Genomic DNA, 25,731 nt, shown 5'->3' with positions numbered 1-25,731 from the left:
TCACCTGCCTGACCAGCGCGAGCCGGTGAAGCCCCTGAGAGGAACGATCCAGACGCTCAGCTCGCGCTGAGCGGCGGGGGGCCGTTCCTCAGCCTCTCCGGCGCATCAGGAGGACCACGCCGAGGACGAGCCCGACGGCACAGGCTATGCCCACCACCTCGACGGCCTCAGCCGTTCGGCCGCCCGGCAACAGGATGACGACGGCGGCGAGGCCGAGCACGGAGAGTTGCACGGCGGCGAACCTCTTCGCGGGCGCCGCTAGTGCGTTCAGGTGAACGCGGGAGGCGAGCGGGAGAACCGCCGCGTACGCGGACAGGACGTGCAAGAGGTGCAGCAGGACGACCAGGGCGAGCACGCCGGGCCACGACGGCTCGTCACCCGTGAGCACCATCGCGGCCGCCGGGTACCCGATGATCAACGCGACCGCGGCGGACGCGGGCACCGCCATCGCGGCCACCGCCAGCGCCCCGTACAGGGCGAGGGCGGGCCACTCGACCCCGTTGGCGGCCAGCACCCCGGCCACACCCGCCGCCACCACCCCGACCGCCGCGCGCAGCACCCACCCGGGCAGCCCGGCGCTCAGCTCGGTCCGCACCGGCCCGCCGTCCGGCCCGCCCACGTCGCCCGGCCCGCCGCCGTCCGGCCCGCCGGTGGTGCCCCGCCCATCGCCCGGCGCGCCACCGGTGTCCCGCCCCTCGCCGGCGCGCGGTCCGGCCCCGCTTGGCCCGCCCACGTGGTCCGAGTGGTCCGGGCGGTCCGGGTGGTCCGCGGGGGTCACCGGGACACCCGCCGGGCCGCGCGGGCGCCCCGCAGCACGCCCGCGATCGGCGCGCCCCACGTCAGCACGGCCACACCGTGCTGCCGCATCGCCTCCAGCCGCACGTCGTGCTCCAACCGGATCACCTTCAACGCGCTCTCCCCCCACGGCGTCTCCGGGTCGGCCACCAACGGGTCCGGCAGCACGTCCACCGCCAGCACGAGGTTGCCCCGCCGCGCGGCGTGCACGGCCAGCTCCACCACCTCCGCGTCGAGGAACGGCGACAGCACCACGACCAGCGCGCCGTGCGGCACCTGCTCGGGCCGCAGCACGGGCCGCTGCCCCCACCCCGCCGACCGCGCGCACACCACCAGCTGGTTGCGCAGCCGCAACAGCTGCCGCCGTCCCACGCCGGCACGCGCGCCCAGTTGCGGTCGGCCCAGGTCGGCCAGGCTCACCCGGTCGCCCTGCCGCAGGTAGCCCGCCGCCAACGACGCCGCCGCCCGCACCGCGAGGTCGAGGCTGCCGCCCTGCCGGACCGTCGTCCCGCGCGCGGCCAGCGACCACTCGCCGAGCGACCGGCCGACCGTCGTCGCCCGTGACGGCGTCGCCCACTCCCCGAGCGCCGCGCCGACGTCCTGCCGGGTGTCCAGCGCCAGCACGACGTCCGCGTCCGCCTCCGCGTGGTGCTCGCGGACGTGCAGGTTGGTGCCCTCGGCGGAGCCCGCCATCGCGCTGGCCCGCAGCGACACCCGCCAGTCGATCCGCCGCAGCCGGTCGCCCGGCTGGAACGCGCGGATGTCGCGCAGCTCCACCGAGTCGCCCGGCCGCCGCGCCCGGTGCGCCCCCACCAGGCCCACGGCCCGCGCGGGCAGCAGACCGGCGGGCAGCGCCTCCACCGGCGGCAGGATCACCCGTCCCCGCTCGGGCGCGGTCACCGGACCGTGGACGAGCAGCGCGTCCGGCCCGGCCACCAGGTGGTCCGGCCGCAGGTCGACGCCCTCGCCCCACGCGTCACGGCGCAGCACGACCTCGATCTCCCGCGCCGACGCGGGCAGCAGGTGCACCGGGCCGACGCCCTGGCCGACGCCCGGCAGCCGGATCGCCATCACCTCGCCGCCCACCGCCGGGTCGACCTCCACGACCGACTTGGCCGCGCCGATCTCGCCCGTCCGGGGCAGTCCCCGCACGCGGACCCGCGGCGCGCCGGCGACCGGCGTGACCAGCGCGAGGAGCGTGGAGATCAGCAGCGGCGCGCCGAACAGGACCAGCTCCACCCGGTGCAGCAGCCCGCCGACGACGACCATCCCGACGCCCAGCACCAGGCCGCGCACCAGAGCGTCGGTGGGGTGCCAGCGCGCGCCGCGCCCGCCGGTGAACGCCTCGCGCAACCGCTCCACCCTGCTCACGACGGGCGCCGGTTCACGAGCGGGTGCTCGCCGGGCCGGGCACGCGGCCCAGCAGCTCGGTCACGACCTCCACGCCGGTGACGCCGGACGTCCACGTCTCGGGGCGGAGGGTGAGCCGGTGCGCCAGCGCGGCGACCGCGCACTCCTTGACGTCCTCGGGCAGCACGAAGTCCCGCCCGTCCAGCACCGCCAGTGCCCGTCCCACCAGCACCAGCGCCAGCGCGCCGCGCGGTGACGCGCCGACCTCGACCGCCGCGTGCGACCGGGTGGCCGACGCCAGGTCCACGCAGTACCGCAGCACGTCGTCGTCCACGGACACCTGCTCCACGCCGTGCTGGAGCTGCCGGAGCCTGGCCGCGTCCAGCACCGGCTCGACCTCGGTCTCCTCGCGCTGCCGGACGAGCCTGCGGCGCAGCACCTCGACCTCCTCGGCGGGCGGCGGGTAGCCGATGTCCAGCCGCAGCAGGAACCGGTCCAGCTGCGCCTCCGGCAGCGGGTAGGTGCCCTCGTACTCCACCGGGTTCGCGGTCGCCAGCACGTGGAACGGTCGCGGCAGCGCGAACGTGCGGCCCTCGACGGTGACCTGCCGCTCCTGCATGGCCTCCAGCAGCGCGGACTGCGTCTTCGGCGGGGTGCGGTTGATCTCGTCGGCGAGCAGCAGGCCGGTGAACAGCGGGCCCTCGCGGAACGTGAACTCGCGGTCGCCGGGGTTGTACAGGAACGAGCCGGTGACGTCGGCGGGCAGCAGGTCGGGCGTGCACTGGAGGCGCTTGAAGTCCAGCCGCAACGCCTGCGCCAGCGACCGCGCCATCAGCGTCTTGCCCAGGCCGGGCACGTCCTCCAGCAGCACGTGACCGCCCGCGAGGATCGCCGCCAGCGCCAGCCGCAGCGACCGCTCCCGCCCGACGACGACCGTGCCGACGGCGGCGAGCACCGCCTTGGCGCCGGCCGCGATGGTCTCGACGCCCACCCCGGCTCCGGCGTCGGAGACGGCGTCGGCTTCGGCTTCGGCTCTGGCGTCGGTTCCGGCTCCGGCGTCGGCTCTGGCGTCGGTTCCGGCTCCGGTGTCCGCTCCGGGTCCGACATCGGCAGAGGTCACAGGTTCTCCAAGAGGTCGGCGAGCTTCGACGGCTCGGGCAGCGGGGCTTCCGGGTCGGTGAGCAGGCGGTGCAGCTCGTCGCCCAGCACCTCACGGGCTCGGGGGTGGTGGAGGTCGGGCACGCCGTGGACCTGGCGCAGCCGGGCCTCCGCCAGCCTGCGCAGCCGGGGCTGCACGCGCGTGGTGAACCGGTCCTGGCTGACGGAGGCCTCGGCGAAGCGGCTCGCGAGCGTGCTGGCCTTGGCGGACGTGGCGGTGGAGACGTGCACCGGCTGCGGCGACCACACGACGTCCGTGGCGCGCGGCAGGCGTGCGGCGAGCAGGCCCAGCGCGCCGACGGGCAGCGCGACCAGCGCCGCCCACGGCCACGGCGCGCCGACCCGGTTCAGCACGAACGCCGTCACGGCGGCAACCACCACCGCGAGCCCGGCGGCCCGCGTCACGCTGCCCACGATCGGCGTCACCGGAGGTCCCTCACGATGTGCTCCAACGCCTCGGTGGCGGTGCGGGCGTCCGCCTCGGTCACCTCGGCCGTGCCGAACCGGGCCCGCTGGTAGACGCGCTTCAGCGTGCCGGCCGCGCCCTCGTCCACCCGGTAGCGGCGCAGCAGGTCGCCGGTGAACTCGGTGGGGGTCTGGTGGCCCTGCCGCGGCACGCCGCTGTCCTCGGCCGCCCGTTCCAGGGCGAGCCAGGCGGCGATCACCGCGTCACCGGGCGGCCGGTTCGCGTGGTCGCGCAGCTCTTCCAGGGCTTCCGCGGCCCGCCGCACCAGGGCCGCGGGCGGGTTCGCGCGCTCGTCGGCCGCGTCGGCCGCGTCGACCGCCGCCCCCACGCCGCGCCGCCGACGCCACCGGAACGCGCCGAGCGAGACCAGCAGCGAGAGCACCGCGACGACCACCACCACGCCGAGGACGACCAGCACGACGAGCAGCGACCCCGTCACCGGCGAGCCGCCGATCTCCGTGTCCAGCGGCGAGGCGGAGTCGGGCACCAGGGTGGTCGGCCGGTCGTCGTCGTCCGCGGGCCGTTCCACGTACCGCACGGGTGACGTCCCGCGCGCCGCGAGCGCGATGAGGCCGAGCGCCGACCCGACCGCGAGGACGAGCGCCAGCCGGGGCTTCACCTCCCCAGGATGCCCGTCACCGGCCCGCCGCGGCCGGTATTTCCCCAAACCGCCCGCGCGATCCCCCCACCGCCCGAAGTCGGACGGGGGTCCTAGGCGCTGGCCAACGGCTGGATCCGGGCCAACTCGTGCGCCAAGTGGTCCTTCTCGCGTTCCAACTCGTAACGGGACTGCAGGTTGAGCCAAAACCTCTCGGACGTCCCGAAGAACCTGGCCAGGCGCAGCGCGGTGTCCGCCGAGACACCCCGCTTGCCGTGCACGATCTCGTTGATGCGGCGTGGCGGAACCCCGATGGCGACGGCGAGGCGGTGCTGGGTCACGCCGAGCGGCTCCAGGTACTCCTCGGCGAGGATCTCGCCGGGGTGAACGGGGGGCATGACTTCGTCGGTCATCCTCGCTCTCCCTTCAGGGGTAGTCCACGATCTCGACTTTCTCAGGCCCCGCGTCCGTCCAGTGGAAGCAGATGCGCCATTGCTGGTCGATCCGGATGCTGTGCTGCCCCGCACGGTCCCCGTGGAGCTTCTCCAAGCGGTTGCCGGGTGGCACCCGCAGGTCTTCCAAGGTCTCCGCCGCGTCGAGGATGGCCAGCTCGCGCAAGGCGACCCGTTGAACGTTGGGATCAAGTGCCCGTGAACGACTCCGCTGCCATACCCGCTCCGTCTCCCTGTCGGCGAACGACCGCAACACCTGTCAACGCATAACGCATGCCGTTATTAACGGCGAGCGTTATGCCAGTCGGACGGGGTCAGCCGAGGCCGGAGGCGGCCTTGGCGGCGCGCAGGACGTCCTGGAGCATGGGTTGGGTGAGCTTGCCGGTGAACGTGTTCTGCTGGCTCACGTGGTACGAGCCGAACAGGTGCAGCGGCGCGCCGCCGTCCTGGGCCGCCAGCGTGACGTGCGCCCCGTGCCCGAACACCGGCCTCGGCCGGGGGACCTGCCAGCACGCGGCCAGCACCGGCAGCACGGCCTGCCAGCCGAACGCGCCCAGCACGAGCACCGCGCGCACCGTCGGGCGGAGCAGTTCCAGTTCCCGGATCAGCCACGGGCGGCAGTTGTCGCGTTCCTCCGGGGTCGGCTTGTTGGCCGGCGGCGCGCACTTCACCGGGGCCGTGATGCGGGCTCCGACCAGCTCCAGGCCGTCGCCGACGTGGGTCGCCGTCGGCTGCGTCGCCAGGCCGACCGCGTGCATCGCCGCGTACAGGAAGTCGCCCGACCGGTCGCCGGTGAACATGCGGCCGGTGCGGTTCGCGCCGTGCGCGGCGGGCGCCAGGCCGACGATCACCAGGCGCGCGTCGGCCGGGCCGAAACCCGGCACCGGGCGTCCCCAGTACTCCTGGTCGCGGAACGAGGCCCGCTTGACCCGCGCCACCTCCTCACGCCACGCCACCAACCGCGGACAGGCACGGCACCGGGCAACCTGGTGGTCAAGAGCGGCAAGCGGCAACACCGACGACGACTCCGAATCGTAGAGTTCGACCATGACCGACAAGGACACCGGCGACGAGCAGGCGGCCAAGGACAAGCTCGGCGACGAGCAGGACCTCCCGGCCGACGACCTCGTCACCACCCAGCACAGCATCACCGTCAAGCGGCGCAAGCTGAACTACACCACGACCACCGGTCGGGTGGTGCTGCGCCAGGAGGTGCTGACCGAGGGCAAGTTCGACGGGCACCTGCCCAAGGCCGAGGTGTTCGTCACCGCGTACACGCTCGACGGGGCCGACCCGGCGAAGCGGCCGGTGACGTTCGCCTTCAACGGCGGGCCCGGCTCGTCCAGCGTGTGGCTGCACCTCGGGGTGCTCGGGCCGCGCCGGGTGGTGTCCGGCGACGTCGGCGAGCTGAACCCGCCGCCGTACGACCTGGTCGACAACGCGGAGACGTTGCTCGCGCACAGCGACCTGGTGTTCATCGACCCGGTGTCGACCGGGTACTCGCGGGCGGTCAAGGGCGAGAAGCCCGGCCAGTACCACGGTTTCCAGGGCGACCTGGAGTCGGTCGGCGAGCTGATCCGGCTGTGGACGTCCCGCAACGGGCGGTGGATGTCGCCGAAGTTCCTGGCGGGCGAGTCGTACGGGACGACGCGGGCCGCGGGCCTGGCCGACTACCTCCAGTCGCGGTACGGGATGTACCTCAACGGGCTGATGCTGATCTCGTCGGTGCTGGACTTCACCACGCTGGACTTCAGCGAGGGCAACGACCTGCCGCACACGCTGTTCCTGCCGACGTACGCGGCGATCGCGCACTACCACGGGCTGCACGGCGACCGTGCGCTGGAGGACGTGCTGGCCGACGCGGAGGACTTCGCGTCGCGCGACTACCCGTGGGCGCTGGCGCGCGGCAACCGGCTGTCCGCGGAGGAGCGCGCGGCGGCGGTGTCGCGCCTCGCGGCGTTGACGGGCCTGAGCGAGGACTACGTCGACCGGGTGAACCTGCGGATCGAGCACGTGCGGTTCTTCACCGAGCTGCTGCGCTCGGAGCGCAAGGTCGTCGGCCGGCTGGACTCGCGGTTCACCGGTCCCGACGCCGACTACGGGCGCGAGCACTTCAGCGAGGACCCGTCGTACTCGGCGATCCTCGGCCCGTACACGGCGGCGCTGAACCACTACGTGCGGGCGGAGCTGGAGTACGAGAACGACCTGCCGTACGAGATCCTGACGATGAACGTGCGGCCGTGGTCGTACAAGGAGTTCGAGGGCACGCACGTGACGGTGGCGGACAAGCTGTCGTCGGCGATGCGCGCCAACCCGCACCTCAAGGTGCACATCGCGTACGGCTACCTGGACGGCGCGACGCCGTACTACGCGGCCGAGCACGTCGTGGCGCACCTGCGCATCCCCGACGAGCTGCACGCCAACATCGAGGCCGCGTACTACCCCGCCGGCCACATGATGTACGTCCACGAGCCGAGCCGGGTCCAGCAGTCGACGGACCTGGCCGCGTTCGTCCAGTCCGCCTCGAACCGCTAGACCACCGCCGCGCGCGGACCGGACCGCGCCCGGTCCGCGACGCGTTCGCTCCACCGCGGCTAGGTGTACTGCCCTGGGAGGTTGTGGGCGGTTCGACACGTAGTCGGATGATGTTGGAATGAGGGAGGGCCTCCGGGTTCGGTGTGGATTGCGACGTCTACACCGAGCCGACGGAGGCCCTCGTGACCCACGCTAACGCACCGCTGACTCCGGCGGGCCGGCTGCGCCTGGCCCGGTGTGTCGTGGACGAGCGCTGGCCGCTGCGACGCGCGGCCGAGCGGTTCCAGGTCTCGCCGACCACCGCCGCCCGCTGGGCCGACCGCTACCGACGGTGGGGCGAGGCGGGCATGGCCGACCGCTGTCCAGCCGGCCCCACCGCAGCCCCCGCCGTCTGCCCACCCGCCGCGAACGCAGGATCGTCAAGGTCCGCCTGGCGCGGCGGTGGGGTCCGGCCCGCATCGCCTACCTGCTCGGGCTGAACCCCTCCACGGTGCACCGGGTGCTGCGCCGTTTCGGCCTGGCCCGCCTGGCGCACCTGGACCGCGCCACCGCCGTACCGGTGCGGCGCTACGAACACGCCGCGCCGGGCGACCTGGTCCACGTCGACATCAAGAAGCTGGGCAACATCCCCGACGGCGGCGGCCACAAAGTGCACGGACGCCGGGCCGGAGGGCGCAACAGCTCCGCCCACCGCGCCTCCCAATGGGTCCTCCCACCTGATCGGGGGTAACCGAACAGAGTCGACCGCTTCCACAGCGTGAGAGGAACGCTATGGGGACTGTGACGAGTCCAACACGGATCGTGGCGTCACAACATCGTCGCGATCAATCCCAGTTGACAGCCCGGCCGGGTTCTCGCCGGCCCGGTGTGGGTGCGCCCGGACGCGGGTCCGGTGCGGCGGCCCGAAACCCGGTCCGGTGCGGGCGCGCCCGGACGCGGGTCCGGCCGGGTTCTCGCCGCAGTGCGGGCGCGCCGGGACGCGGGTCCGGTGCGGCGGTCAGGAACGCCGCTCCGACGCGGGGCCTGGAACGCGGGTCGAGCGCGGGCGGCCGGAGCGCGGGTTCGGGTCAGGCGAGGGAGAACGCGATGCCGTCGAGGATGTCGTGCTCGCTCGCGACGAGCTCGGTGATGCCCTGCGACTCCAGGTGCTCGGCCAGCGTGCGGACGATCAGCGCTCCGCCGCAGATCACGTCCACCCGGCCGGGGTGCATGGGCCCCAGCGCGGCGCGCTCGTCGTGCGACATCGTGAGCAGCTTCGCGGTGGTCTCGCGGATCTGGTCGGTGGTGAGCCGGGCCAGGTGGATCTCCTGCGGGTCGTAGCGCGGCATGTCGCGGGCGAGCGCGACGAGCGTCGTGACCGTGCCGGCGACGCCGATCCACGTGGTCGCGCGGCCCGTCGGCACCGCGGCGAACGCCTCCGCCAGGACGTCCCTCGTCACCCGGACCGCGTCCTCGACCTCGGCCTCGGTGGGCGGGTCGGAGCGCAGGCACCGCTCGGTGAGGCGCACGCAGCCGATGTCGACGGACCGGGCGGCCTCCACGTCGCCGCGCACGCCGTCCCACGTGCCGAGGACCAGTTCGGTGGACCCGCCACCGATGTCGGCGACCAGGAACGGCCCTTCGTCACCGTCCAGGTCGGACACCGCGCCGGTGAACGACAGGCGCGCCTCCTCGTCGCCCGTGATCACCTCAGCGTCCACGCCGAGGACGGTGCGGGCCATGTCGAAGAAGGCGTCCTTGTTGGCGGCGTCCCGCGTGGCGGAGGTGGCCACCATCCGCACCCACTCGGTTCCCTTGCGCCGCAACACGGTCGTGTAGTCGAGGAGGGCGGCGCGGGTGCGGGCGATCGCGTCGGGGTGCAGCTCGCCGGTCGCGTCGACGCCCTGTCCCAACCGGACGACCCGCATCTCCCGGTGCACGTCCCGCAACGACCGCTCGCCACCGTCCGAAGTGGTCACGTCGGCGACCAGCAGGCGGATCGAGTTGGTCCCGCAGTCGATCGCGGCCACGCGTGCCATGCCCGGGTTCCTTCCCTGCCGGTGGGTGCTGCCAGCAGACTAGCCGCCACGGGCGGTGGGGCGGACTAGACCGGCTTCATGCTGGTCGTCGTCGAGGACGACGAGTGCCCCGACACCGTGCCGCTGGAACCGGACGTGCTGCCGGACGTGCTGCCCGACGTCCCCGAGGTGCCCGACGTGCTGCGGGAGGTGCCGGATGTGCTGCCCGGCGCGCTCCCGGGCGCGGTGTCCTGCGTGGTGGTCGGAGCGACCGTCGTCGTCGTGGTCGTGGTGGTCGTCGTGGTGCAGCCCGGCGGAAGCGGCGCAGTCGACGTCGGCGTGGTCGTGCTGGTGCTGGTGGGCGTCGTGGTCGTCGGCTCCGTGGGGCACGACGGGTCGGTCGGGCTGGTCGTCGTCGTGCCGCTCGTCGGGCTCGGCCGCAACGTCACCGAGATGCCGGTCCGGCTCGGCGACGACGTCGTGCCCGGCCTCGACGGCTCGGTCGCCGGCGGGTTCGTGGAGCCCGGCGGGTTCGTGCTGCCGGGCGGGGTGTTGCCGGCGGGCGGCGCGGTGTTGTTCGGCTGGGTGCCGGGGCTCGGGTTCGAGAAGAAGTCGTCGTCCGAGCCGACCATCTCCGGCAGCGTGTCGACACCGCTCGCGTACACGTCCGCCCAGTACAGGACGGTCCGCACGTACTCCTCGGAGTGGTTGTACCGGAACACCGAACGCGCGCGCTGCTGCGGGTCGCTGACGTCCGCGTTGTACGCGCACAGGTAGTTGCCCGCGCCGATGGTGGCGTCGTAGATGTTGTTCGGGTCGCGCTTGCCGTCGCCGTTCCCGTCGGCCTCGTAACCGGCCCACGTGGACGGGATGAACTGCATCGGGCCCACGGCCCGGTCCCACGTGGTGTCGCCGTCGAACCGGCCGCCGTCCGTGTCGCGGATGGCCGCCATGCCGGGGCCGCCGTTGAGCACCGGGCCCAGGATCGGGTTGACCGTCGTGCCGTCCTCGGACACCCGGCCGCCGCGCGCGTGCCCGGACTCGATCCGCCCGATGCTCGCCAGCAGCGGCCAGTCGAGGCGGCAGCCGGGCGTGGTCTGCGCCAGCCGGTCCGCCGCGCGCATGTACGCGTCCAGCACCACGCCGGGGATGCCGTGCCTGCCCTCGCGCAGGTAACCGCCGTCCAGCGGCGGCAGCTCGTCCTCGAACCCGGACGGGTCGTCGGCGTCGGCCAGCAGGTCCGCGCTCAGCTCGTCCATCTCGGGCAGCCGGCCCGTGGCGCCGAGCTTGCCGCGGTCCAGGTCGAGCGTGCCGAGCACGTCACCGGGGCCGGGCGGGACGGCCTCCACCCCGGACGAGTCGGCCAGGTTGACCCAGTCGACGGGCGTCGCGCCGTGCAGCAGCGCGGGAACCAGCGCCGCCGCCGTCGCGGTCGCGGCGAAGCCCCACTGCCTGGGCGTCATCACGCCCGGCTGGGCTGTCGCCCGCTTCCGCCCACGTCGCTTCGACCTCGGCACGCCACGATCTCCCCATCAGTCGCCACCCGGTCCGCGACCCAGCCTGCCTGATCCGAACGGCGGTGTCACGGTCGTGCGCCGGCTCACCGGCGAAATGCCCTAAGAACTGCCCGTACGTTCAGTTTTTCACGGTTGACGCGCAGTCGCCGCTGGGCCACCACTGCGCCAGCAGGTCGAGGGCCTCGTCGCCGAACGGGTTCACGCCCCGGCCCGCGGCCAGCGAGTGGGCCACGTGGACGTGCAGGCACTTGACGCGACCCGGCATCCCGCCCGCCGTCACGGTCGTGCCGAGCGGCTCGATCGCGTCCCGTTCGGCCAGGTACGCCTCGTGCGCTCGACGGTAGCGCTCCGCCAGGTCCTCGTCGACCGCCAGCCGGTCGGTCATCTCCTTCATCAGCCCGGCCCCTTCGAGCCTGCTGACGTACGAGTTCAGCCGCGAGCAGGTCAGGTAGTACAGCGTGGGGAACGGCGTGCCGTCCTCCAGCCTGGGGCTGGTCTGCACGACCGCCGGGTGCCCGCTCGGGCACCGCGCGGCGACCGCCCGCATGCCTCGGGGCGCGCGCCCCAGCTGGGCCGCGACCGCCGCCCGGTCCTCGTCGCTCACCGTCATCGTGCCGCCGCCGAATCCCACAACTGCTCGTACCACGCCTTGTCCTCGGCCGGCTTGGTCGCCGGTCGCTGCTCTTCCAGTTCGCGCTCCGCGTCGCCGGGGAGCTGCACGATGTAGGGCGTCTCGCCGGGCCGCACGTAGTGCAGCCGGCGTCGTGCCTCGGCCTCGACGTGCGCGGGATCGGCCAGTTCCTGCTTGCGCCGCTCCAGCTCGGCGACCTCGGCCCGCAGGGTCTCGTGCGAGGCGGTGACGTCGCGCAGCTCCTCGCGCTGGGCCAGGTAGGTCCGCAGCGGCACGGCGATGCTCAACGCCAGCGCGCACACCACCATCGCGAGCAGCGCGGCCCGGCGCGTGCCCGTCATGCCGAACGCGCCGCCGGTGCCCGCCCCTGCCCTGGTCCGGGCCTTGGACTGCGGCTTGCGCGCCGCCGGACGGGTGCGCGGCGGCACGTCGGCCCTGCGCGACGCGCCGGCGCGCGACTCCGGCGTCCCCGAGCGGCCCGCCCGGCGCGGCTCGGCCGTGCCGGACCGACCGCCGGACCGGCCCGCGCGCGGTTCGCCCTTCGGCTCGCCGTCGCGGGCCCGGACAGGGCGGGACCTCGGCGTGGCGTCGCGGCCACGCCGAGGGTCCCGTTCCCGTCGTGCCATCAGCTCTCCGGCGTGTACCGCGGGAAGGCCAGGTCACCGGCGTAGCGCGCGGCGTCGCCCAGGGCCTCCTCGATGCGCAGCAGCTGGTTGTACTTCGCGGTGCGCTCGCCGCGGGCGGGCGCGCCGGTCTTGATCTGACCCGCGCCGACGGCCACCGCGAGGTCGGCGATCGTGGTGTCCTCGGTCTCGCCGGACCGGTGGGACATCATCGACTTGTAGCCGTAGGACGTGGCCAGCGCGACCGCGTCCAGCGTCTCCGACAGCGTGCCGATCTGGTTGACCTTCACCAGCAGCGCGTTGGCCGCGCGGCGGGAGATGCCCTCCTCCAGCCGCTCCGGGTTCGTCACGAACAGGTCGTCGCCGACGATCTGCACGCGCTCGCCCAGCTCGGCCGTCATCTGCACCCAGCCGTCCCAGTCGTCCTCGGACAGCGGGTCCTCGATGGAGACCATCGGGTAGGCGTTGACCAGCTCGGTGTAGTAGCCGGTCATCTGCTCGGCGCTGCGCTTGGTCTTCTCGAACGTGTACGCGCCGTCCGAGTAGAACTCGGTGGCGGCCACGTCGAGCGCGAGCGCGATGTCGCGGCCGGGGGTGAAGCCGGCCTTCTCGATCGCGACCAGGATCAGGTCCAGCGCGTCGCGGTTGCTCGACAGGGACGGCGCGAAGCCGCCCTCGTCGCCCAGGCCCGTGCCCAGGCCCTTGGACTTCAGCACGGACTTCAGCGCGTGGTACGTCTCGGCGCCCCAGCGCAGGGCCTCGCGGAAGCTCTCCGCGCCGATCGGCGCGATCATGAACTCCTGGATGTCCACGTCGGTGTCGGCGTGCGCGCCACCGTTGAGGATGTTCAGCATCGGCACCGGCAGGACGTGCGCGTTCGGGCCGCCGACGTACCGGAACAGCTCCAGGCCGCTGGACGCCGCCGCCGCCTTCGCCACCGCGAGCGAGACGCCGAGGATGGCGTTCGCGCCCAGGCGGGACTTGTCCGGCGTGCCGTCCAGGTCGACCAGCTTCTGGTCCACCACCCGCTGCTCGACGGCCTCGATGCCGACCAGCTCGGGACCGATCTCGTCGAGCACCGCCGTGACCGCGCGCTCGACGCCCTTGCCCAGGTAGCGCTTGGCGTCGCCGTCCCTCAGCTCGACCGCCTCGTGCTCGCCGGTCGACGCGCCGGACGGAACCGCCGCACGCTCCAGCGTGCCGTCGTCCAACGCCACCTCTACCTCGACGGTCGGGTTGCCTCGCGAGTCCAGGATCTCGCGGGCGCCGACCTGCTCGATGACCGCCACGTGCGCTCCCTCGTCAGACCATCTGTGTATCGATGCCGAGCCTAGTTGGTGCAAGGTGTGGGACGGCCCCGGCTCGCTGGTTGGGGCGCCCGTCGGAAGGGGTTCACGCGTGGTTCACGTGGCGCGGGGTGGGGAAGGGCCGGTGCTGGTGCTGCTGCACGGGCTCGGCGCGACCGGGTCGGTGTGGCGCGGAGCTGCGGATTCGTGGCCGGGGGCGTGGGTGGCGGTGGACCTGCCGGGGCACGGCCGGTCCGCGCCGCTGGACCGGTACTCGTTCGGCTCGCTGGCCGCCGCGGTGGCGTCGGCGGCGCCGTCGGGTCCGGTGGCCGTGCTCGGGCACTCGCTGGGCGGCGTGGTGGCGCTGGCGCTGGCGAGCGGGTGGTTCGGGGTGGACGTGCGGGCGGTCGGCGCGGTGGGCGTCAAGCTGCGGTGGACGCCGGAGGAGCTGGCGAAGGCGGCGGCGCTGGCCGGGAAGCCCGCCCGCGTCTTCGGCACGCGGGACGAGGCGGAGGCGTGGGCGTCCCGCCTGGCGGGAGTTCCGGTGGACGACGGCGTGGTCGAGGTCGACGGCGGCTGGCGGGCGGCGCTGGACCCGGCCGCGTTCGGCGTGGGCGCGCCGGACGTCGCGGGGCTGCTCGCGGTGGCGAAGGCGCCGGTCGTGCTGGCGGCGGGCGAGCTGGACCCGATGTGCCCGCCGGAGCACCTGCGCGCGGCCCGGGCGGACGGGCTGGTGCTGCCCGGCGTGGGGCACAACGCCCATGTGGAGCAACCCGAGGCCCTCGGGCCCGTGCTCGACCGGCTGCACGGGCTGCTCGTCCGGTGACACGCCCGTCCCGTCATCCGGTCGGCTGTCGAACTGCGACCGGATGCGCGGGTAGCGTTGATCGAACCATGACGGACAGCACCTTCGAGGCGTTCCGCCGAGCCGAGGCGCTGCTCGCGGAACGCCGACCGCTGGAGGCGCTGCGCGAGCTGCGGGTCGTGCTCGAAGCGGCGCCGGAGCAGGCGGGCGTGCAGCTGCTCGCGGGTCGGGCCTACCTGGGTTCGGCCCAGCTGAAGCGCGCCGAGGCGGCGTTCCGGAAGGTGCTGGAACTGGACCCGAGCGACCACTACGCGCGGTTCGCGCTGGGGCGGACGTTGCAGCGGCAGAGCCGGTTGACCGAGGCGTTGACGCAGCTGCGGATGGCGGCGGCGATGAACCCGTCGCCCGAGTACCAGGAGGCGTTGGGCGAGGTCAGCGCCCGCCTCGCGGTCGAGCGCGACCGCTGATCCCGGTACCGTCGGGGGTGGACGGCGGTCGATGGGGTCGGTGCTGATGACGGGTGCGTGCGAACTCGGCGAGGTCGTGGCGTCGCGGCGGGTGGAGTGCGTCGCGCCGGACGGCACGCGGACGTCGGTGCTGATCCGGATCGGCGCGCCCCGCCCCGACCCGTTGAGCGACCACGGCGACTGGTGCTGCCCGCACCAGATCCTCGGCTTGGGCGACGAGGCCGTCGGCGCGTCGTTCGGGGTGGACTCGCTCCAGGCGCTGCTGCTCAGCGTGTACGGCGTGCGGTTGAAGCTGGCGGCGCGGGCCGAGGAGGCGTCGGTGACGCTCGACTGGCTGGGCCTGCCGGACCTCGGGCTGACGGTCGTCCCCGACGCCGGCGCCCGGCCGACCGGGAACGGACCGCCCGGCGCGTGACGGTCAGCCGCCGACGCTCGCCCTGGCGTAGGCGTCGGCGCCGCTGTAGACGTTCTGGCCGTACTCGGTCGAGTTGTTGTAGTCCAGCACGGCCGCCCACCAGCCCGCGCCCGTGCCCAGGTCGCGTCCGCCCGAGCACAGGTACCGGGCGGCGGCGAGCGCGGCGTCGTCGATGTTCTGCGGGTCCGGCTCCCGGCCGTCGCCGTTGGCGCGCACCGCGTACCGGGCCCACGTGGTCGGGATGAACTGCATCGGGCCGACCGCCCGGTCCCACGTCGTGTCGCCGTCGAGCCGGCCGCCGTCGCTGTCGGCGATCGCCTTCACGCCCGGCGAGCCGTCCAGCGGGATGCCGATGATCGGGCGCGACGGCCGGCCGTCCTCGCCGAGCCGCGCGCCGCCGATGGTGCCGTGGTGCGACTCGATGCGGCCGATGCCGGCCAGCGTCGCCCACGAGATCCGGCAGGCCGGGTTCTGGTTGCGCATCACCAGGTCCGCGATGGCGTAGGCGCGCAGCGCACGGGCCGGGATGTCGGTCTTCTCGGACAGCGACGCGGCCCAGCCGGTCAGGGGCTCGGCGCTGCCGGTGACGGCGGGCGAGGCCTGGGGCTGCCCGGACGCCGGCACCTCGCCGGCCGAGCCCGGAGCGGCGGCGCCCGGCTCGACCTCCAGGAACGGCACGGGGAACGGCGGGTCGGCGGCGGGCCGCGGCGCGGACCGGTTGAAGGTGGCCAGGGCCCAGGCGCCGCCGGCCACGAAGGCCAGCAGCAGCAGCACCAGCGCCAGGCGTCCGACGAGGTTGCCGGCACTGCCGCGCGTCGGGGGGCGCGGCTCGGTCTTGGAGGGCGGCGGGACGACCACCAGCCCAGGCTACGTGCTCCCCACGCGTGTTCGGCCCTGCTCGGCGGGACCCGTTGGACCGCCCGGTCGGGCGCCGCCGGTCCGGCGCAGGTCAGGCGGTGGAACGCGGCACTGGGACGTGCCGGAATTCCACGCCGCGTCGCCTGCGCACGGGGACGCCGGCCGCTACGGGGCGGGGTCGGACGGTGACGTGGCGGGCGGCTCCGGAGCGGTGGTGGGCGGCTGGGTGGTGGCCGGGGGCGCGGTCGTGGGTGGAGGCGTGGTGGCCGGCGGGGCGGTCGTGGGCGGTGACGTCGGCGGTGCGGTGGTGGGCGGTGGGGTCGTGGGCCGCCCGGTGGCACGCGGGAACGACGGCCCGTGCGGCGTGGTCGACGGCTGGGGCAGCGACCGGAACAGCGGCGGCACCACCGGTTGCGTGACGTGGGTGGTGGCGGTCGGGCCGGGCGGGCTGCCGGGCTGCGGGCGGTCCGACCGGGGCGGCGGTCCCGGGTGGTCGGGGTGGTGCGGGCGGGACGGCGCGGGCGGGACGCCAGGACGGGTCGGCGGCGTGCCGCGCACCGGGACCGGCGGCACGCCCGTCCCCGCGGTCACCGTCACCGGACGGCCCGCGCCCTGCGCCTGCGCCTGCCCCGGCTCGGCGGGCGGCGCGGCGGGCTCGCCGGCGCCGAACACCAGCACCAGCGCCGCCACGCCCGCCGCCGCCACCAGCGGCAGCCCGACCACGGCCGACAGGCAGCCGCGCCCGCTGCGCGGGAACTCGCGATGACTCACCGAACCCGAACCCCTGCCGACACCGATACCCCCGAACCCGATCTTGCGTGCTCCCATGATCGGGCTCGGACCGCCGGTCGCGGCCCACCCCGGCGTCACACGCCAGGGTGGTCTTCGCTCACGGCAGTGGCGGCAGCTCCGGCGCGACGGCCGCCGGCCGCGCCGCCAGCGCCTCCAGCGCCAGCCGCACCGCCGTGTCGAGCTGCGGGTCGCGCCCGGCCACGCGGTCCTGCGGCGTGATCACCACCTCGACGTCCGGGTCGACGCCGTGGTTCTCCACGTCCCACCCCGGCCCGGCGAACCAGGTCGCGTACCGGGGCTGCGTCACCAGCGTCCCGTCGACCAGGCTGTACCGCATGTCGATGCCGATCACCCCGCCCCACGTGCGGGTGCCGACGACCGGCCCGATGCCCATCTCCTTGATCGCCACGTTCACGATGTCGCCGTCGGACCCGGCGAACTCGTCCGCGATCGCCACCACGGGCCCGCGCGGCGCGTCCGCGGGGTAGCTGTCGGCCGTCGTGTACCCGCGGGCCACCGACCAGCCGATCACCTTGCGCCCCAGCTTCTCCACGACCAGCTCGGACGTGTGGCCGCCGCCGTTCTCGCGCACGTCGAGCACGACCGCCTCGCGGGCCAGCTCGACCCGGAGGTCCCGGTGCAGCTGAGCCCAGCCCGCGCCCATCATGTCCGGCACGTGCAGGTAGCCGACCCGGCCCTCCGACAGCTCGTGCACGCGCGCCCGCCGGTCGGCCACCCACGCGTGGTAGCGCAGCGGCTCCTCGTCGTCCAGCGGCACGACCACGACGCGTCGGGGCTCACCACCGCCGCCGGGCCGCACGGTCAGCTCCACCGGCTTGTCGGCCGTGCCGACGAGGAGCGGCGCGGGACCGGTCACCGGGTCGACCTGCCGGCCGTCCACGGCGACGATCGCGTCACCCGGCCGCACGGCCACGCCCGGCGCCGCCAGCGGCGACCGCGCCGCCGGGTCCGACGTCTCGCCGGGGATGATCCGCACGATCCGCCACGCGCCCGACTCGTCCCGTTCGAGGTCCGCGCCGAGCAGGCCCACGGCACGCCCGCGCGCCCCGCCACCGGACGGGATGACGTAGGCGTGGGACGTGCCCAGCTCGCCCTGCACCTCCCACAGCAGGTCCACCAGGTCGCTGTAGCTGCCGAGCCGGTCCACGAGCGGCCGGTAGCGCTCCAGCACGCCCGCCCAGTCGACGCCGCCCATGTCGGTGCGCCAGAAGTGGTCCCGCATCAGCCGGCCCGCCTCGGCGTACGCCTGCCGCCACTCGGCCGCCCGGTCCACGACCACCCGCACCCGCGACAGGTCGACCTCCACGCAGTCACTGTCGTCGGAGTCGACCTTGCGGTCCGTCGGCACGACGCGCAGGTCGTCGCCGTCCTGCACCACCATCCGCTGGCCGTCGCCGGTCACGTCGAACGAGTCGACGCCGTCCACGAGCGTCTCGGTGCGGGACTTGGCCAGGTCGAACCGCTCCAGCACCGCGCGCGGCGGCCGGGACGACGGCCCGGCGAGGTTGTCGCCCAGCACCCCGCGCAACGGCGACCGCAGCCACAGCAGCCCGCCCTTGGCGGCGGTGAGGCCCGAGTAGCGGGCGGCGGCGACGGGCACCGTCACCACCCGGTCCGCCAGCCCGTCCAGGTCGACGACCGTGATCGGGTTCTCGTCGTCCTTGTGGTCCTTGTCCTTGTCGGACGAGTCGTCGCCGACCGGCCGGCCCAGGCGCAGCGGGTCGAACGGCGACGGCGTCGTCGCGGCCAGCGGCACCAGGAACGGCCGGCAGCCCGTCGGAAACGACAGGTCGAACACGTGCGCGTCGTACACCGGGTCGAAGCTGCGGACCGACAGGAACGCCAGGTAGCGGCCGTCCTCGGTGAACGTCGGCGAGAAGTCGGAGAAGCGCAGCGGCGTCACGTCCACCACGGACAGGTCGGTGGTGTTGGTCATCCGGATGTGCTGGAGCGGGCGCGGGCCGGGGTGCGACCAGGCGAGCCAGTTCGAGTCCGGCGAGAACGCCAGGTCGCTGACGTGGGGGTTCGCGCCCTTCAGGACTTCGCGGACCTCGCCCGACTCGACGTCGACCAGCAGCAGCCGCCCGTCGTGGGTGGCGACGGCGAGGCGGCGGCCGTCCGGCGAGACGGCCAGTTCCAGCACCCGGCCGAGCTTGCCCACGGCGACGCGGCGCGGTTCGTTGCCCGGCTCCACGCCGCCGACCGGCGAGAACTCCAGGCCCTCCTCGCCGTCCGCGTCGGTCACCCACACCACGCTGTCGCCGACGACCCGCGGCAGGCGCGCGCGGACGCCGGGCTGCTCGGCGAGGGCGCGCACCGGGCCGTCCCGGTGGGTCACCCAGTGCACCGTGCCGCGCACCTCGACCACACTGGCGCGGCCCGTCCGGTCGGGGTGGAAGTCGTCCGGCCGGGACGGCACGGCACGCGGCCGGCGGGCCGTGCGGGGGCCGCCCAGGGCGATCTCCAGCCGGCGCGGCTCGGCGTCCACGAGGTCGTCGAGCAACCACAGCTCGCCGGCCTGCTGCCAGACGACCCGCCGGCCGTCGCTCGACGCGACGCGCGCGTAGAACTCCTGCACGGAGTGCCGGCGCAGGTCCGACCCGTCCGGCGCCACCGAGTAGAGGCTGCCCACGCCGTCGTGGTCGGACAGGAACGCGATCCGGTCGCCGATCCACATCGGCGACGTCAGCGACGACGTCAGCTCGGGCAGGATGCGGGCGAACTCTCCGTCACCCGTCGCGTCGACCCACAGCTTGCCCGCCGCGCCGCCGCGGTAGCGCTTCCACCAGGCCGGGTCGCGGCCGTAGACGGAGGTGACGACGACCTGGCCGTCCGGGCCGAACGACACGTCGTCCACCCAGCCGAACGGCAGCCGGCGGGGCGGTCCGCCGTCGACCGGCACGGCGTGCGCCCACTGCCGGTTCGCGGTGGCCTGGCCGGCGGCGGTGACCGCGACGACGTCGCCGTCGGCCGTCCAGCCGCGCACGGAGGTCGCGTAGTCGCCCCAGTACGTCAGGCGGGTCGCCTCGCCGCCGTCGACCGGCGCGAGGTGCACCTCGGGCGCGCCGTCACGGCGGCTGGTCCACGCGAGCCGCGTGCCGGTGGGGTCGAAGCGGGGGAAGGACACCGGCACCTGGTCGGCGGTCACCCGCCAGGCGCGGCCGCCGTCGAGGGGGGCGAGCCACACGTCGTCCTCGGCCACGAAGGTCACCAGGTCGCCGTGCAGGTGCGGGAAGCGGAGGTAGGCCTCGGTCACCCGCCCGACGTTAGCGCCCCGTTCACCCGCGCTCGCCCCACCCCGGGAAGGTCGCTGCGGCATCGAGACCAAAGATCACCGATCGGGCCGCCGCGCGCCGGGCGCCGTGGGCGGTGACGTGCCAGTGGACGGTCAGGCGGGCCAGTGGACGGTCAGGCGGGCCAGTGCGCGCGCCAGTCGGCGGCGGTCATCGCGGTGACGCCGGCGGCGCGGGCGGCCCGTTCCGCGGCACGCACCTTCGCCTCGAACGCGCGCGCCACGGCCCGCAGCTCGGTCTCCGGGTCCTCGCCGGCGAGCTTCGCCAGGGCGGCCACGGCGAACAGGGTCGTGCCGGTGTCGTCGCCCTCGGGCAGGAGGTCCACCGGGAACCCGGCGCGCGCCACCCGCTGGGCCAGCTTCCCGGCCAGCGCCACCGCGGGCTGGCCGGTGGCGACGCCGTCCACGCTGGACTCGCGCCGCTTCTCGACCTGCTTCAGCTCCTCCCAGCGGTGCTGCTGGGACGTCGCGTCGTGCACCGCCGGGTCGTCGCCCTCGAACACGTGCGGGTGGCGGCCGACCAGCTTCGCGACCAGGTCGCCCGCGACCTCGTCGATGCCGAACGGGTCCTCGGCGTCCTCGGCGGCGATCCGCGCGTGGAACAGGACCTGGAGCAGGACGTCGCCCAGCTCCTCCCGCAACGCCGCCCGGTCGCCGTCCTCGATGGCCTCCAGCAGCTCGTAGGTCTCCTCCACGAGGTACTGGCGCAACGACTTGTGGTCCTGCTCGGCGTCCCACGGGCAGCCGCCGGGCGAGCGCAGCCGGTCCATGACGGCGGCGGCGTCGAGCAGCGGCACGGCGGGGGTGCGGATCACCGGGGAGCCCGCCGAGACCAGCGCGCGGGCGGCGGGCTCGTCCGGGTTCGTGGTGAGCAGCACGACCGACGGGCCGGGCGCGAAGGCGGACACCGGCTCCGCCGACCACAGGGCCGGGTCGACGCCCTCCCCCGCGTACACCGCCGCCGCGCCCCGCAGAGCGGGAAGCGCGGCGGCGGGCAGGACGGGGGTGGCGCCGACCAGGACCACGGTCACTGCGACGGTTCCCGGACGGTCGCCTGGTAGCCGGTCAGCTCGCCCTCGCTCGGCGCGAGGCCGATGGCGGTGCTGTCCCACACGCCGTAGCGCGGGTTGATCTGGATCTCCGGGTCGCCGGCGAGGGTCTGCAGGAGCCGCAGCCCGATCTGCTCCAGCACCTGGGGCGTCAGCTGCTGGGTGGACGACTCGCCGGGCGACCGCGCGTCGGTCCGGCGGTCGGTCACGTGCGCGACGATCCACTGGGCGCTGCCGGGTTCCGGCGCGAACGCCACGACCGTGCCCGGCTCGACGCCGAACAGCGGGAACTGGGCGGCCTGCGGCGACTCGGCCGACCGGACCCGCTGGGCCTTCTGCGCCATCGACTGGCCCTCGGCGCTCTGCGGCGCGGCGGCGATGAACTCGGCCATCTTCGCCGGGTTCGCGGCCACCTGCTTGGCCTTGTCGACGGCCTCGGAGCTGTCCTTGGTGAAGAAGTAGTCGAACGTGACTTCCATCCGGTCCGCGTACTTGCGCGCCAGCTCGACCAGCAGCAGCTGGTCCCTGGCCCGCTCGCGGAACGTCGTCGCGTCGTACGGGGTCCGCTGCGAGGCGAGTTCCGCGCCGCCGGCCCGTTCGATCGACTCGGACACGGCCTCCTCGGACACGGTCACGCCCTCGCGCCGCGCGGCCTCCTCGATCAGCTCGTGCCGCACGCCCAGGGTCACCACCAGGCGGGCGACCTGGTCGAGCTTGCGCTGTTCGTGCAGCTCCTGGACGTCGGGCTCCTTCTTGAGCACCACGTCCACCCGCTGCTGCACCTGCTCCAACGGCAGCACGGTGTCGCCGACGATCGCGGCGGAGCCGACGTGGCCGGGGCCGGTACCGCAGCCCGCCACCAGCAGTGCCGCCGAGGTCAGGGCGACCGCCGCGCCGATCAGGGTGAAGCGCCTCTGCACAGTCCTCACGACCAGTACCTTCTCACGACCTCGTGACGCCGCTCACGGGAGTCCCCGCCAAGGACTCCAGGAAACCGGCGCACCAATCGAGCAGGTCCTGGTCCCGCAACTGGGGTGCGCCCATCCGGCCGCCCGCCGCGCCCTCCGTCGGCCGCGGCACGTTCACCATCCGGGTGTTGGGCTTGTAGACCGCCTTGGGGAACAGCCGGCGCAGCCGCACGAGCTGGCTGTCCTTCAGCTCCAGCGGCGCGAACCGGATCGTCGCGCCCTGCGTGGCGACCTCGGTGACGCCGTGCGCCCGGCACGTCTGCCGGAACCTCGCCACGGCGAGCAGCCGCTCGACGGGCAGCGGCGGCGTGCCGTAGCGGTCCTTCAGCTCGTCCCGCACGGACTCCAGCGCCTCGGCGTCGCCCGCGGCGGCGATCTTGCGGTACGCCTCCAGCCGCAGCCGCTCGCCCGGCACGTAGTCGTGCGGGATGTGCGCGTCCACGGGCAGGTCGACGCGGACCTCGGCCAGGTCCTCCTCGACCTCGCCGTCCGCGCCCGCGTGCTTGCGGAACGCCTCGACGGCCTCGCCGACCAGCCGCACGTACAGGTCGAAGCCGACGCCCGCGATGTGCCCGGACTGCTCGGCGCCGAGGATGTTGCCCGCGCCGCGGATCTCCAGGTCCTTCATGGCCACCGCCATGCCCGCGCCCAGCTCGGTGTTCTGCGCGATCGTGGCGAGCCGGTCGTGCGCGGTCTCGGTGAGCGGCGCCTCGGGCGGGTACAGGAAGTAGGCGTAGCCGCGTTCGCGACCGCGGCCGACGCGTCCGCGCAGCTGGTGCAGCTGGGCCAGGCCGAGCAGGTCGCCGCGCTCCACGATGAGCGTGTTGGCGTTGGAGATGTCCAGGCCGGTCTCGACGATCGTGGTGCACACGAGCACGTCGTACTCGTTCTCCCAGAACCCCTGGATGATCTTCTCCAGCTTGTCCTCGTTCATCTGGCCGTGCGCGGTGATCACGCGCGCCTCGGGGACCAGCTCGCGGATGTGCCGGGCGGCCTTCTCGATCGAGGACACCCGGTTGTGCACGTAGAACACCTGGCCGTCGCGCAGCAGCTCGCGGCGGATGGCCGCGCCGACCTGCTTGTCGTCGTACGCGCCGACGTAGGTCAGGATCGGGTGCCGCTCCTCGGGCGGGGTGAGGATGGTGGACATCTCGCGGATGCCCGCGAGCGACATCTCCAGCGTGCGCGGGATCGGGGTCGCGGACATCGTGAGCACGTCCACGTGCGTGCGGAGCGCCTTGATGTGCTCCTTGTGCTCGACGCCGAACCGCTGCTCCTCGTCCACGATCACGAGGCCGAGGTCCTTGTAGCGCAGGCTCTTCTGGAGCAGGCGGTGCGTGCCGATGACGATGTCCACGTCGCCCTCGGCGAGGCCGGTGATCGTCTGCTCGGCCTCCAGCGGGTCGGTGAACCGGGACAGGCCCTTGATGTTCACCGGGAACGCCCGCATCCGCTCGGTGAACGTGTTGAGGTGCTGCTGCGCGAGCAGCGTCGTCGGCACCAGCACCACGACCTGCTTGCCGTCCTGCACCGCCTTGAACGCCGCCCGCACGGCGATCTCGGTCTTGCCGTAGCCGACGTCGCCGCAGATCACCCGGTCCATCGGGACCGTGCGCTCCATGTCGGCCTTGACCTCGTCGATGGCCGCCATCTGGTCGAGCGTCTCGGTGAACGGGAACGCGTCCTCCAGCTCGCGCTGCCACGGCGTGTCCGGCGCGAACGCGTGACCGGGAGCGGCCTGGCGCGCGGCGTACAGCTGCACCAGCTCGGCGGCGATCTGCTTGACCGCCTTCTTCGCCTTGGCCTTGGTGTTCTTCCAGTCGCTGCCGCCCAGCTTGTTCAGCGTGGGCAGCTCGCCGCCGACGTACCGGGACACCTCGTCCAGCTGGTCGGTCGGCACGAACAGCCGGTCGCCGGGCTGGCCCCGCTTGCTGGAGCCGTACTCCAGCACCAGGTACTCGCGGGTCGCGCCCGCGACCGTGCGCTGGACCATCTCGACGTACTTGCCGATGCCGTGCTGCTCGTGCACGACGTAGTCGCCGGGCTTCAGGGCGAGCGGGTCCACCGCGTTGCGGCGGCGGCTGGGCATGCGGCGCATGTCCTTGGTGCTGGTGCCGTGCCTGCCGCCGGTGAGGTCGGTCTCGGTGAGCACGACCAGCGCCAGCTCGGGCAGCGAGAAGCCGTCCTCCAGCGCGCCCCGCACGACGGTGACCGCGCCCTGGCGCGGCGCGCTGTCGAGGGTGTCGCGGAGGACGACGTTCACGTCGGCTTCGCGCAGCTGCTCGGTCGCCCGCTGGGCCGTGCCCGCGCCGGGGACGACGAGCACCGCCGTGCCGCCGGAGACGGTGTGGGCGCGCAGGTCGGCGAACGCCCGGTCGATGTCGCCCTGGTAGGCCTCGACCTGCTTCAGCTCGAGCCGGACGACGTCCTCGCCCTCCGTGGTGAGCTGGCTAAGCGTCCACCAGGGCCGGCCCTGGGCCCGCGCGGACTGCGCCACGTCGGCGAGGCTGTGGTAGGCGCTGGAGTCCAGGTCGATGGGGCTCTGCCCGCCGCCCGCCGCGGCCATCCACGACGCCTCCAGGAACTCCTGGCCGGTGCGCACGAGGTCCGCGGCGCGCGCCCGGATCTTCTCCGGGTCGTTGAGGACGACGTGCGTGCCCTCGGGGACGACGTCGGTGAGCAGCTGCAGCTCGCCCTCGCACAGGGCCGGGATCAGGGCTTCCATGCCCTCCGACGGGATGCCCTCGGCGATCTTGCTCAGCAGCTCGTGCAGGTGCGCGTCGGCGGCGTGCCGCTCGGCCAGCGCGGCGGCCTTGGCCCTCACGTCGGCCGTCAGCAGCAGCTCGCGGCACGGCGGCGCGGTGAACCCGTCGACCTGCTGCGGCAGCGAGCGCTGGTCGGCGACGGCGAACGGGCGGATCTCGCTGACCTCGTCGCCCCAGAACTCGACCCGCAGCGGGTGCTCGGCGGTCGGCGGGAAGATGTCGAGGATGCCGCCGCGAACGGCGAACTCGCCGCGCTTCTCGACCATGTCGACGCGGGTGTAGGCGATCTCGGTCAGGTTGACCAGCAGCGCCTCGAAGTCGTGCTCGCCGCCCACGGCCAGGTGCACGGGCGCGAGGTCGCCGAGGCCGGGCGCCATCGGCTGGATCAGGCTGCGGACCGTGGTGATGACGACCTTGAGCGGGTGGTCGCCGGGGTGGGCGAGGCGGCGCAGCACCTGCAGGCGCGCGCCGACCGTGTCGGCCCTCGGCGACAGGCGCTCGTGCGGCAGCGTCTCCCAGGACGGGAACAGCGCGACCTGCTCCGGGCCGATCAGGTCGCAGAGGACGGCCTTCAGGTCGTCGGCCTCGCGGCCGGTGGCCGTCACGGCCAGCACGGGGGTGTGGTTCGCCAGGGCCGCCGCCACCAGCGGCCGGGCGGCGGGCGGCCCTTCGAGTTCGAGGTCGGGCACGCCGACCGAGTCGGTGAGGGCGCGCAGCGCCTTGTCGGGCAGGACAGCGGTCAGCAGGCCGGACAGCGGGCCGGGCTGGGGCATTGCGGTGGCTCCCCGGGACTGGAAACGCGGACAGACCCCTGCCCGGGACCGAACGTCCACCGGAGGGGTTCTCGGCTGCCAGCCTACGGGCCTGCCGCGCGGGGTGCGCCGTGATTTC

At 74.2% G+C, this 25,731-nt stretch carries 23 protein-coding genes and 1 pseudogene; 5 read left to right on the top strand and 19 right to left on the bottom strand.

The window, feature by feature from the left end; translation table 11 throughout:
- Positions 1-88: 88 nt before the first annotated feature.
- The 8 genes from ACRAKH_RS03705 to ACRAKH_RS03670 form a co-directional block, all read right to left on the bottom strand.
- Entirely contained in the window at positions 89-778 is a 690-nt protein-coding gene (locus ACRAKH_RS03705; protein WP_447009625.1) for a hypothetical protein, read from the bottom strand.
- The gene (locus tag ACRAKH_RS03700) at positions 775-2,166 is read right to left on the bottom strand and encodes a DUF58 domain-containing protein (protein WP_447009624.1); all 1,392 of its coding nucleotides are present in this window, start codon (positions 2,164-2,166) and stop codon (positions 775-777) included. The genes ACRAKH_RS03705 and ACRAKH_RS03700 overlap by 4 nt, the downstream gene beginning before the upstream one ends.
- A gap of 13 nt (positions 2,167-2,179) precedes the next feature.
- Entirely contained in the window at positions 2,180-3,136 is a 957-nt protein-coding gene (locus ACRAKH_RS03695; protein ID WP_380729510.1) for an AAA family ATPase, read from the bottom strand.
- Positions 3,137-3,261: 125 nt separating this feature from the next.
- A complete protein-coding gene (locus ACRAKH_RS03690; RefSeq protein ID WP_380729509.1) occupies positions 3,262-3,729 on the bottom strand; it encodes a hypothetical protein in 468 nt (155 codons plus the stop codon).
- Positions 3,726-4,388, bottom strand: coding sequence for a DUF4129 domain-containing protein (locus tag ACRAKH_RS03685; protein WP_380729507.1), 663 nt, complete (start codon positions 4,386-4,388; stop codon positions 3,726-3,728). Before ACRAKH_RS03685 ends, ACRAKH_RS03690 begins: the two co-directional genes overlap by 4 nt.
- A 92-nt stretch (positions 4,389-4,480) precedes the next feature.
- Positions 4,481-4,780 (bottom strand): HigA family addiction module antitoxin, encoded by a 300-nt coding sequence (locus tag ACRAKH_RS03680; protein ID WP_380729505.1) that lies wholly within the window; start codon positions 4,778-4,780, stop codon positions 4,481-4,483.
- A gap of 13 nt (positions 4,781-4,793) precedes the next feature.
- The gene (locus tag ACRAKH_RS03675) at positions 4,794-5,075 is read right to left on the bottom strand and encodes a type II toxin-antitoxin system RelE/ParE family toxin (protein WP_380729503.1); all 282 of its coding nucleotides are present in this window, start codon (positions 5,073-5,075) and stop codon (positions 4,794-4,796) included.
- A gap of 58 nt (positions 5,076-5,133) precedes the next feature.
- Positions 5,134-5,868, bottom strand: coding sequence for a uracil-DNA glycosylase (locus ACRAKH_RS03670; RefSeq protein WP_380729501.1), 735 nt, complete (start codon positions 5,866-5,868; stop codon positions 5,134-5,136).
- Between ACRAKH_RS03670 and ACRAKH_RS03665 the strand changes: the two genes are divergently transcribed.
- Both ACRAKH_RS03665 and ACRAKH_RS03660 read left to right on the top strand, forming a co-directional pair.
- The gene (locus ACRAKH_RS03665) at positions 5,867-7,354 is read left to right on the top strand and encodes a S10 family peptidase (protein WP_380729499.1); all 1,488 of its coding nucleotides are present in this window, start codon (positions 5,867-5,869) and stop codon (positions 7,352-7,354) included. The genes ACRAKH_RS03670 and ACRAKH_RS03665 overlap by 2 nt on opposite strands.
- A 182-nt stretch (positions 7,355-7,536) precedes the next feature.
- A pseudogene (locus tag ACRAKH_RS03660) lies at positions 7,537-8,054 on the top strand (helix-turn-helix domain-containing protein); the annotation flags it as partial.
- 367 nt (positions 8,055-8,421) lie between these two features.
- Here the strand turns inward: ACRAKH_RS03660 and ACRAKH_RS03655 are convergent.
- The 5 genes from ACRAKH_RS03655 to eno form a co-directional block, all read right to left on the bottom strand.
- Complete coding sequence (locus tag ACRAKH_RS03655) at positions 8,422-9,372, bottom strand: Ppx/GppA phosphatase family protein (protein ID WP_380730144.1); 951 nt, start codon at positions 9,370-9,372, stop codon at positions 8,422-8,424.
- A gap of 65 nt (positions 9,373-9,437) precedes the next feature.
- Positions 9,438-10,868 (bottom strand): lytic transglycosylase domain-containing protein, encoded by a 1,431-nt coding sequence (locus ACRAKH_RS03650; RefSeq protein WP_447009623.1) that lies wholly within the window; start codon positions 10,866-10,868, stop codon positions 9,438-9,440.
- A gap of 118 nt (positions 10,869-10,986) precedes the next feature.
- Positions 10,987-11,478 (bottom strand): DUF501 domain-containing protein, encoded by a 492-nt coding sequence (locus ACRAKH_RS03645; RefSeq protein ID WP_380730150.1) that lies wholly within the window; start codon positions 11,476-11,478, stop codon positions 10,987-10,989.
- A complete protein-coding gene (locus ACRAKH_RS03640; RefSeq protein WP_447009622.1) occupies positions 11,475-12,125 on the bottom strand; it encodes an FtsB family cell division protein in 651 nt (216 codons plus the stop codon). Before ACRAKH_RS03640 ends, ACRAKH_RS03645 begins: the two co-directional genes overlap by 4 nt.
- Positions 12,125-13,411, bottom strand: coding sequence for a phosphopyruvate hydratase (gene eno, locus ACRAKH_RS03635; RefSeq protein ID WP_106617300.1), 1,287 nt, complete (start codon positions 13,409-13,411; stop codon positions 12,125-12,127). The genes ACRAKH_RS03640 and eno overlap by 1 nt, the downstream gene beginning before the upstream one ends.
- Positions 13,412-13,520: 109 nt before the next feature.
- Between eno and ACRAKH_RS03630 the strand changes: the two genes are divergently transcribed.
- The 3 genes from ACRAKH_RS03630 (at position 13,521) to ACRAKH_RS03620 (ending at position 15,095) form a co-directional block, all read left to right on the top strand.
- Positions 13,521-14,234 (top strand): alpha/beta fold hydrolase, encoded by a 714-nt coding sequence (locus tag ACRAKH_RS03630; protein ID WP_447009621.1) that lies wholly within the window; start codon positions 13,521-13,523, stop codon positions 14,232-14,234.
- Positions 14,235-14,302: 68 nt separating this feature from the next.
- Positions 14,303-14,680 (top strand): tetratricopeptide repeat protein, encoded by a 378-nt coding sequence (locus ACRAKH_RS03625; protein ID WP_380730003.1) that lies wholly within the window; start codon positions 14,303-14,305, stop codon positions 14,678-14,680.
- 31 nt (positions 14,681-14,711) lie between these two features.
- Positions 14,712-15,095 carry a DUF6968 family protein gene (locus tag ACRAKH_RS03620; protein WP_380730001.1) on the top strand — a complete coding sequence of 128 codons (384 nt, stop codon included), beginning with the start codon at positions 14,712-14,714 and terminating at the stop codon, positions 15,093-15,095.
- Positions 15,096-15,098: 3 nt separating this feature from the next.
- On the opposite strand, the gene ACRAKH_RS03615 is transcribed toward ACRAKH_RS03620, so the two are convergent.
- From ACRAKH_RS03615 to mfd, 6 genes are all read right to left on the bottom strand, one after another.
- The gene (locus tag ACRAKH_RS03615; protein WP_380729999.1) at positions 15,099-15,953 is read right to left on the bottom strand and encodes a lytic transglycosylase domain-containing protein; all 855 of its coding nucleotides are present in this window, start codon (positions 15,951-15,953) and stop codon (positions 15,099-15,101) included.
- A gap of 165 nt (positions 15,954-16,118) precedes the next feature.
- Positions 16,119-16,724, bottom strand: a complete 606-nt coding sequence (locus ACRAKH_RS03610; RefSeq protein WP_447009620.1) for a hypothetical protein — start codon at positions 16,722-16,724, stop codon at positions 16,119-16,121.
- A 118-nt stretch (positions 16,725-16,842) separates the two neighbouring features.
- A complete protein-coding gene (locus ACRAKH_RS03605) occupies positions 16,843-20,022 on the bottom strand; it encodes a S41 family peptidase (RefSeq protein WP_447009619.1) in 3,180 nt (1,059 codons plus the stop codon).
- 152 nt (positions 20,023-20,174) lie between these two features.
- Positions 20,175-21,089: a MazG family protein gene (locus ACRAKH_RS03600; RefSeq protein ID WP_380728521.1), complete on the bottom strand. Its 915-nt coding sequence runs from the start codon at positions 21,087-21,089 to the stop codon at positions 20,175-20,177.
- Complete coding sequence (locus tag ACRAKH_RS03595; RefSeq protein WP_380728519.1) at positions 21,086-22,036, bottom strand: hypothetical protein; 951 nt, start codon at positions 22,034-22,036, stop codon at positions 21,086-21,088. The genes ACRAKH_RS03600 and ACRAKH_RS03595 overlap by 4 nt, the downstream gene beginning before the upstream one ends.
- A 13-nt stretch (positions 22,037-22,049) precedes the next feature.
- On the bottom strand, positions 22,050-25,613 hold the full coding sequence (gene mfd / locus ACRAKH_RS03590) for a transcription-repair coupling factor (protein ID WP_380728517.1): 3,564 nt from the start codon (positions 25,611-25,613) through the stop codon (positions 22,050-22,052).
- Positions 25,614-25,731 lie beyond the last annotated feature (118 nt).

Source organism: Saccharothrix hoggarensis, assembly GCF_052936025.1.
The sequence above is the reverse complement of the archived record's forward strand: the minus strand, read 5'-3'. Positions and strand labels throughout refer to the sequence as shown.

Coding starts and splice junctions, on each gene's coding strand:
- ACRAKH_RS03680 (WP_380729505.1), bottom strand. CDS start 4,780: ATGACCGACGAAGTCATGCCCCCCGTTCACCCCGGCGAGATCCTCGCC.
- ACRAKH_RS03665 (WP_380729499.1), top strand. CDS start 5,867: ATGACCGACAAGGACACCGGCGACGAGCAGGCGGCCAAGGACAAGCTC.
- ACRAKH_RS03670 (WP_380729501.1), bottom strand. CDS start 5,868: ATGGTCGAACTCTACGATTCGGAGTCGTCGTCGGTGTTGCCGCTTGCC.
- ACRAKH_RS03655 (WP_380730144.1), bottom strand. CDS start 9,372: ATGGCACGCGTGGCCGCGATCGACTGCGGGACCAACTCGATCCGCCTG.
- ACRAKH_RS03645 (WP_380730150.1), bottom strand. CDS start 11,478: ATGACGGTGAGCGACGAGGACCGGGCGGCGGTCGCGGCCCAGCTGGGG.
- ACRAKH_RS03640 (WP_447009622.1), bottom strand. CDS start 12,125: ATGGCACGACGGGAACGGGACCCTCGGCGTGGCCGCGACGCCACGCCG.
- ACRAKH_RS03625 (WP_380730003.1), top strand. CDS start 14,303: ATGACGGACAGCACCTTCGAGGCGTTCCGCCGAGCCGAGGCGCTGCTC.
- ACRAKH_RS03620 (WP_380730001.1), top strand. CDS start 14,712: ATGGGGTCGGTGCTGATGACGGGTGCGTGCGAACTCGGCGAGGTCGTG.
- mfd (WP_380728517.1), bottom strand. CDS start 25,613: ATGCCCCAGCCCGGCCCGCTGTCCGGCCTGCTGACCGCTGTCCTGCCC.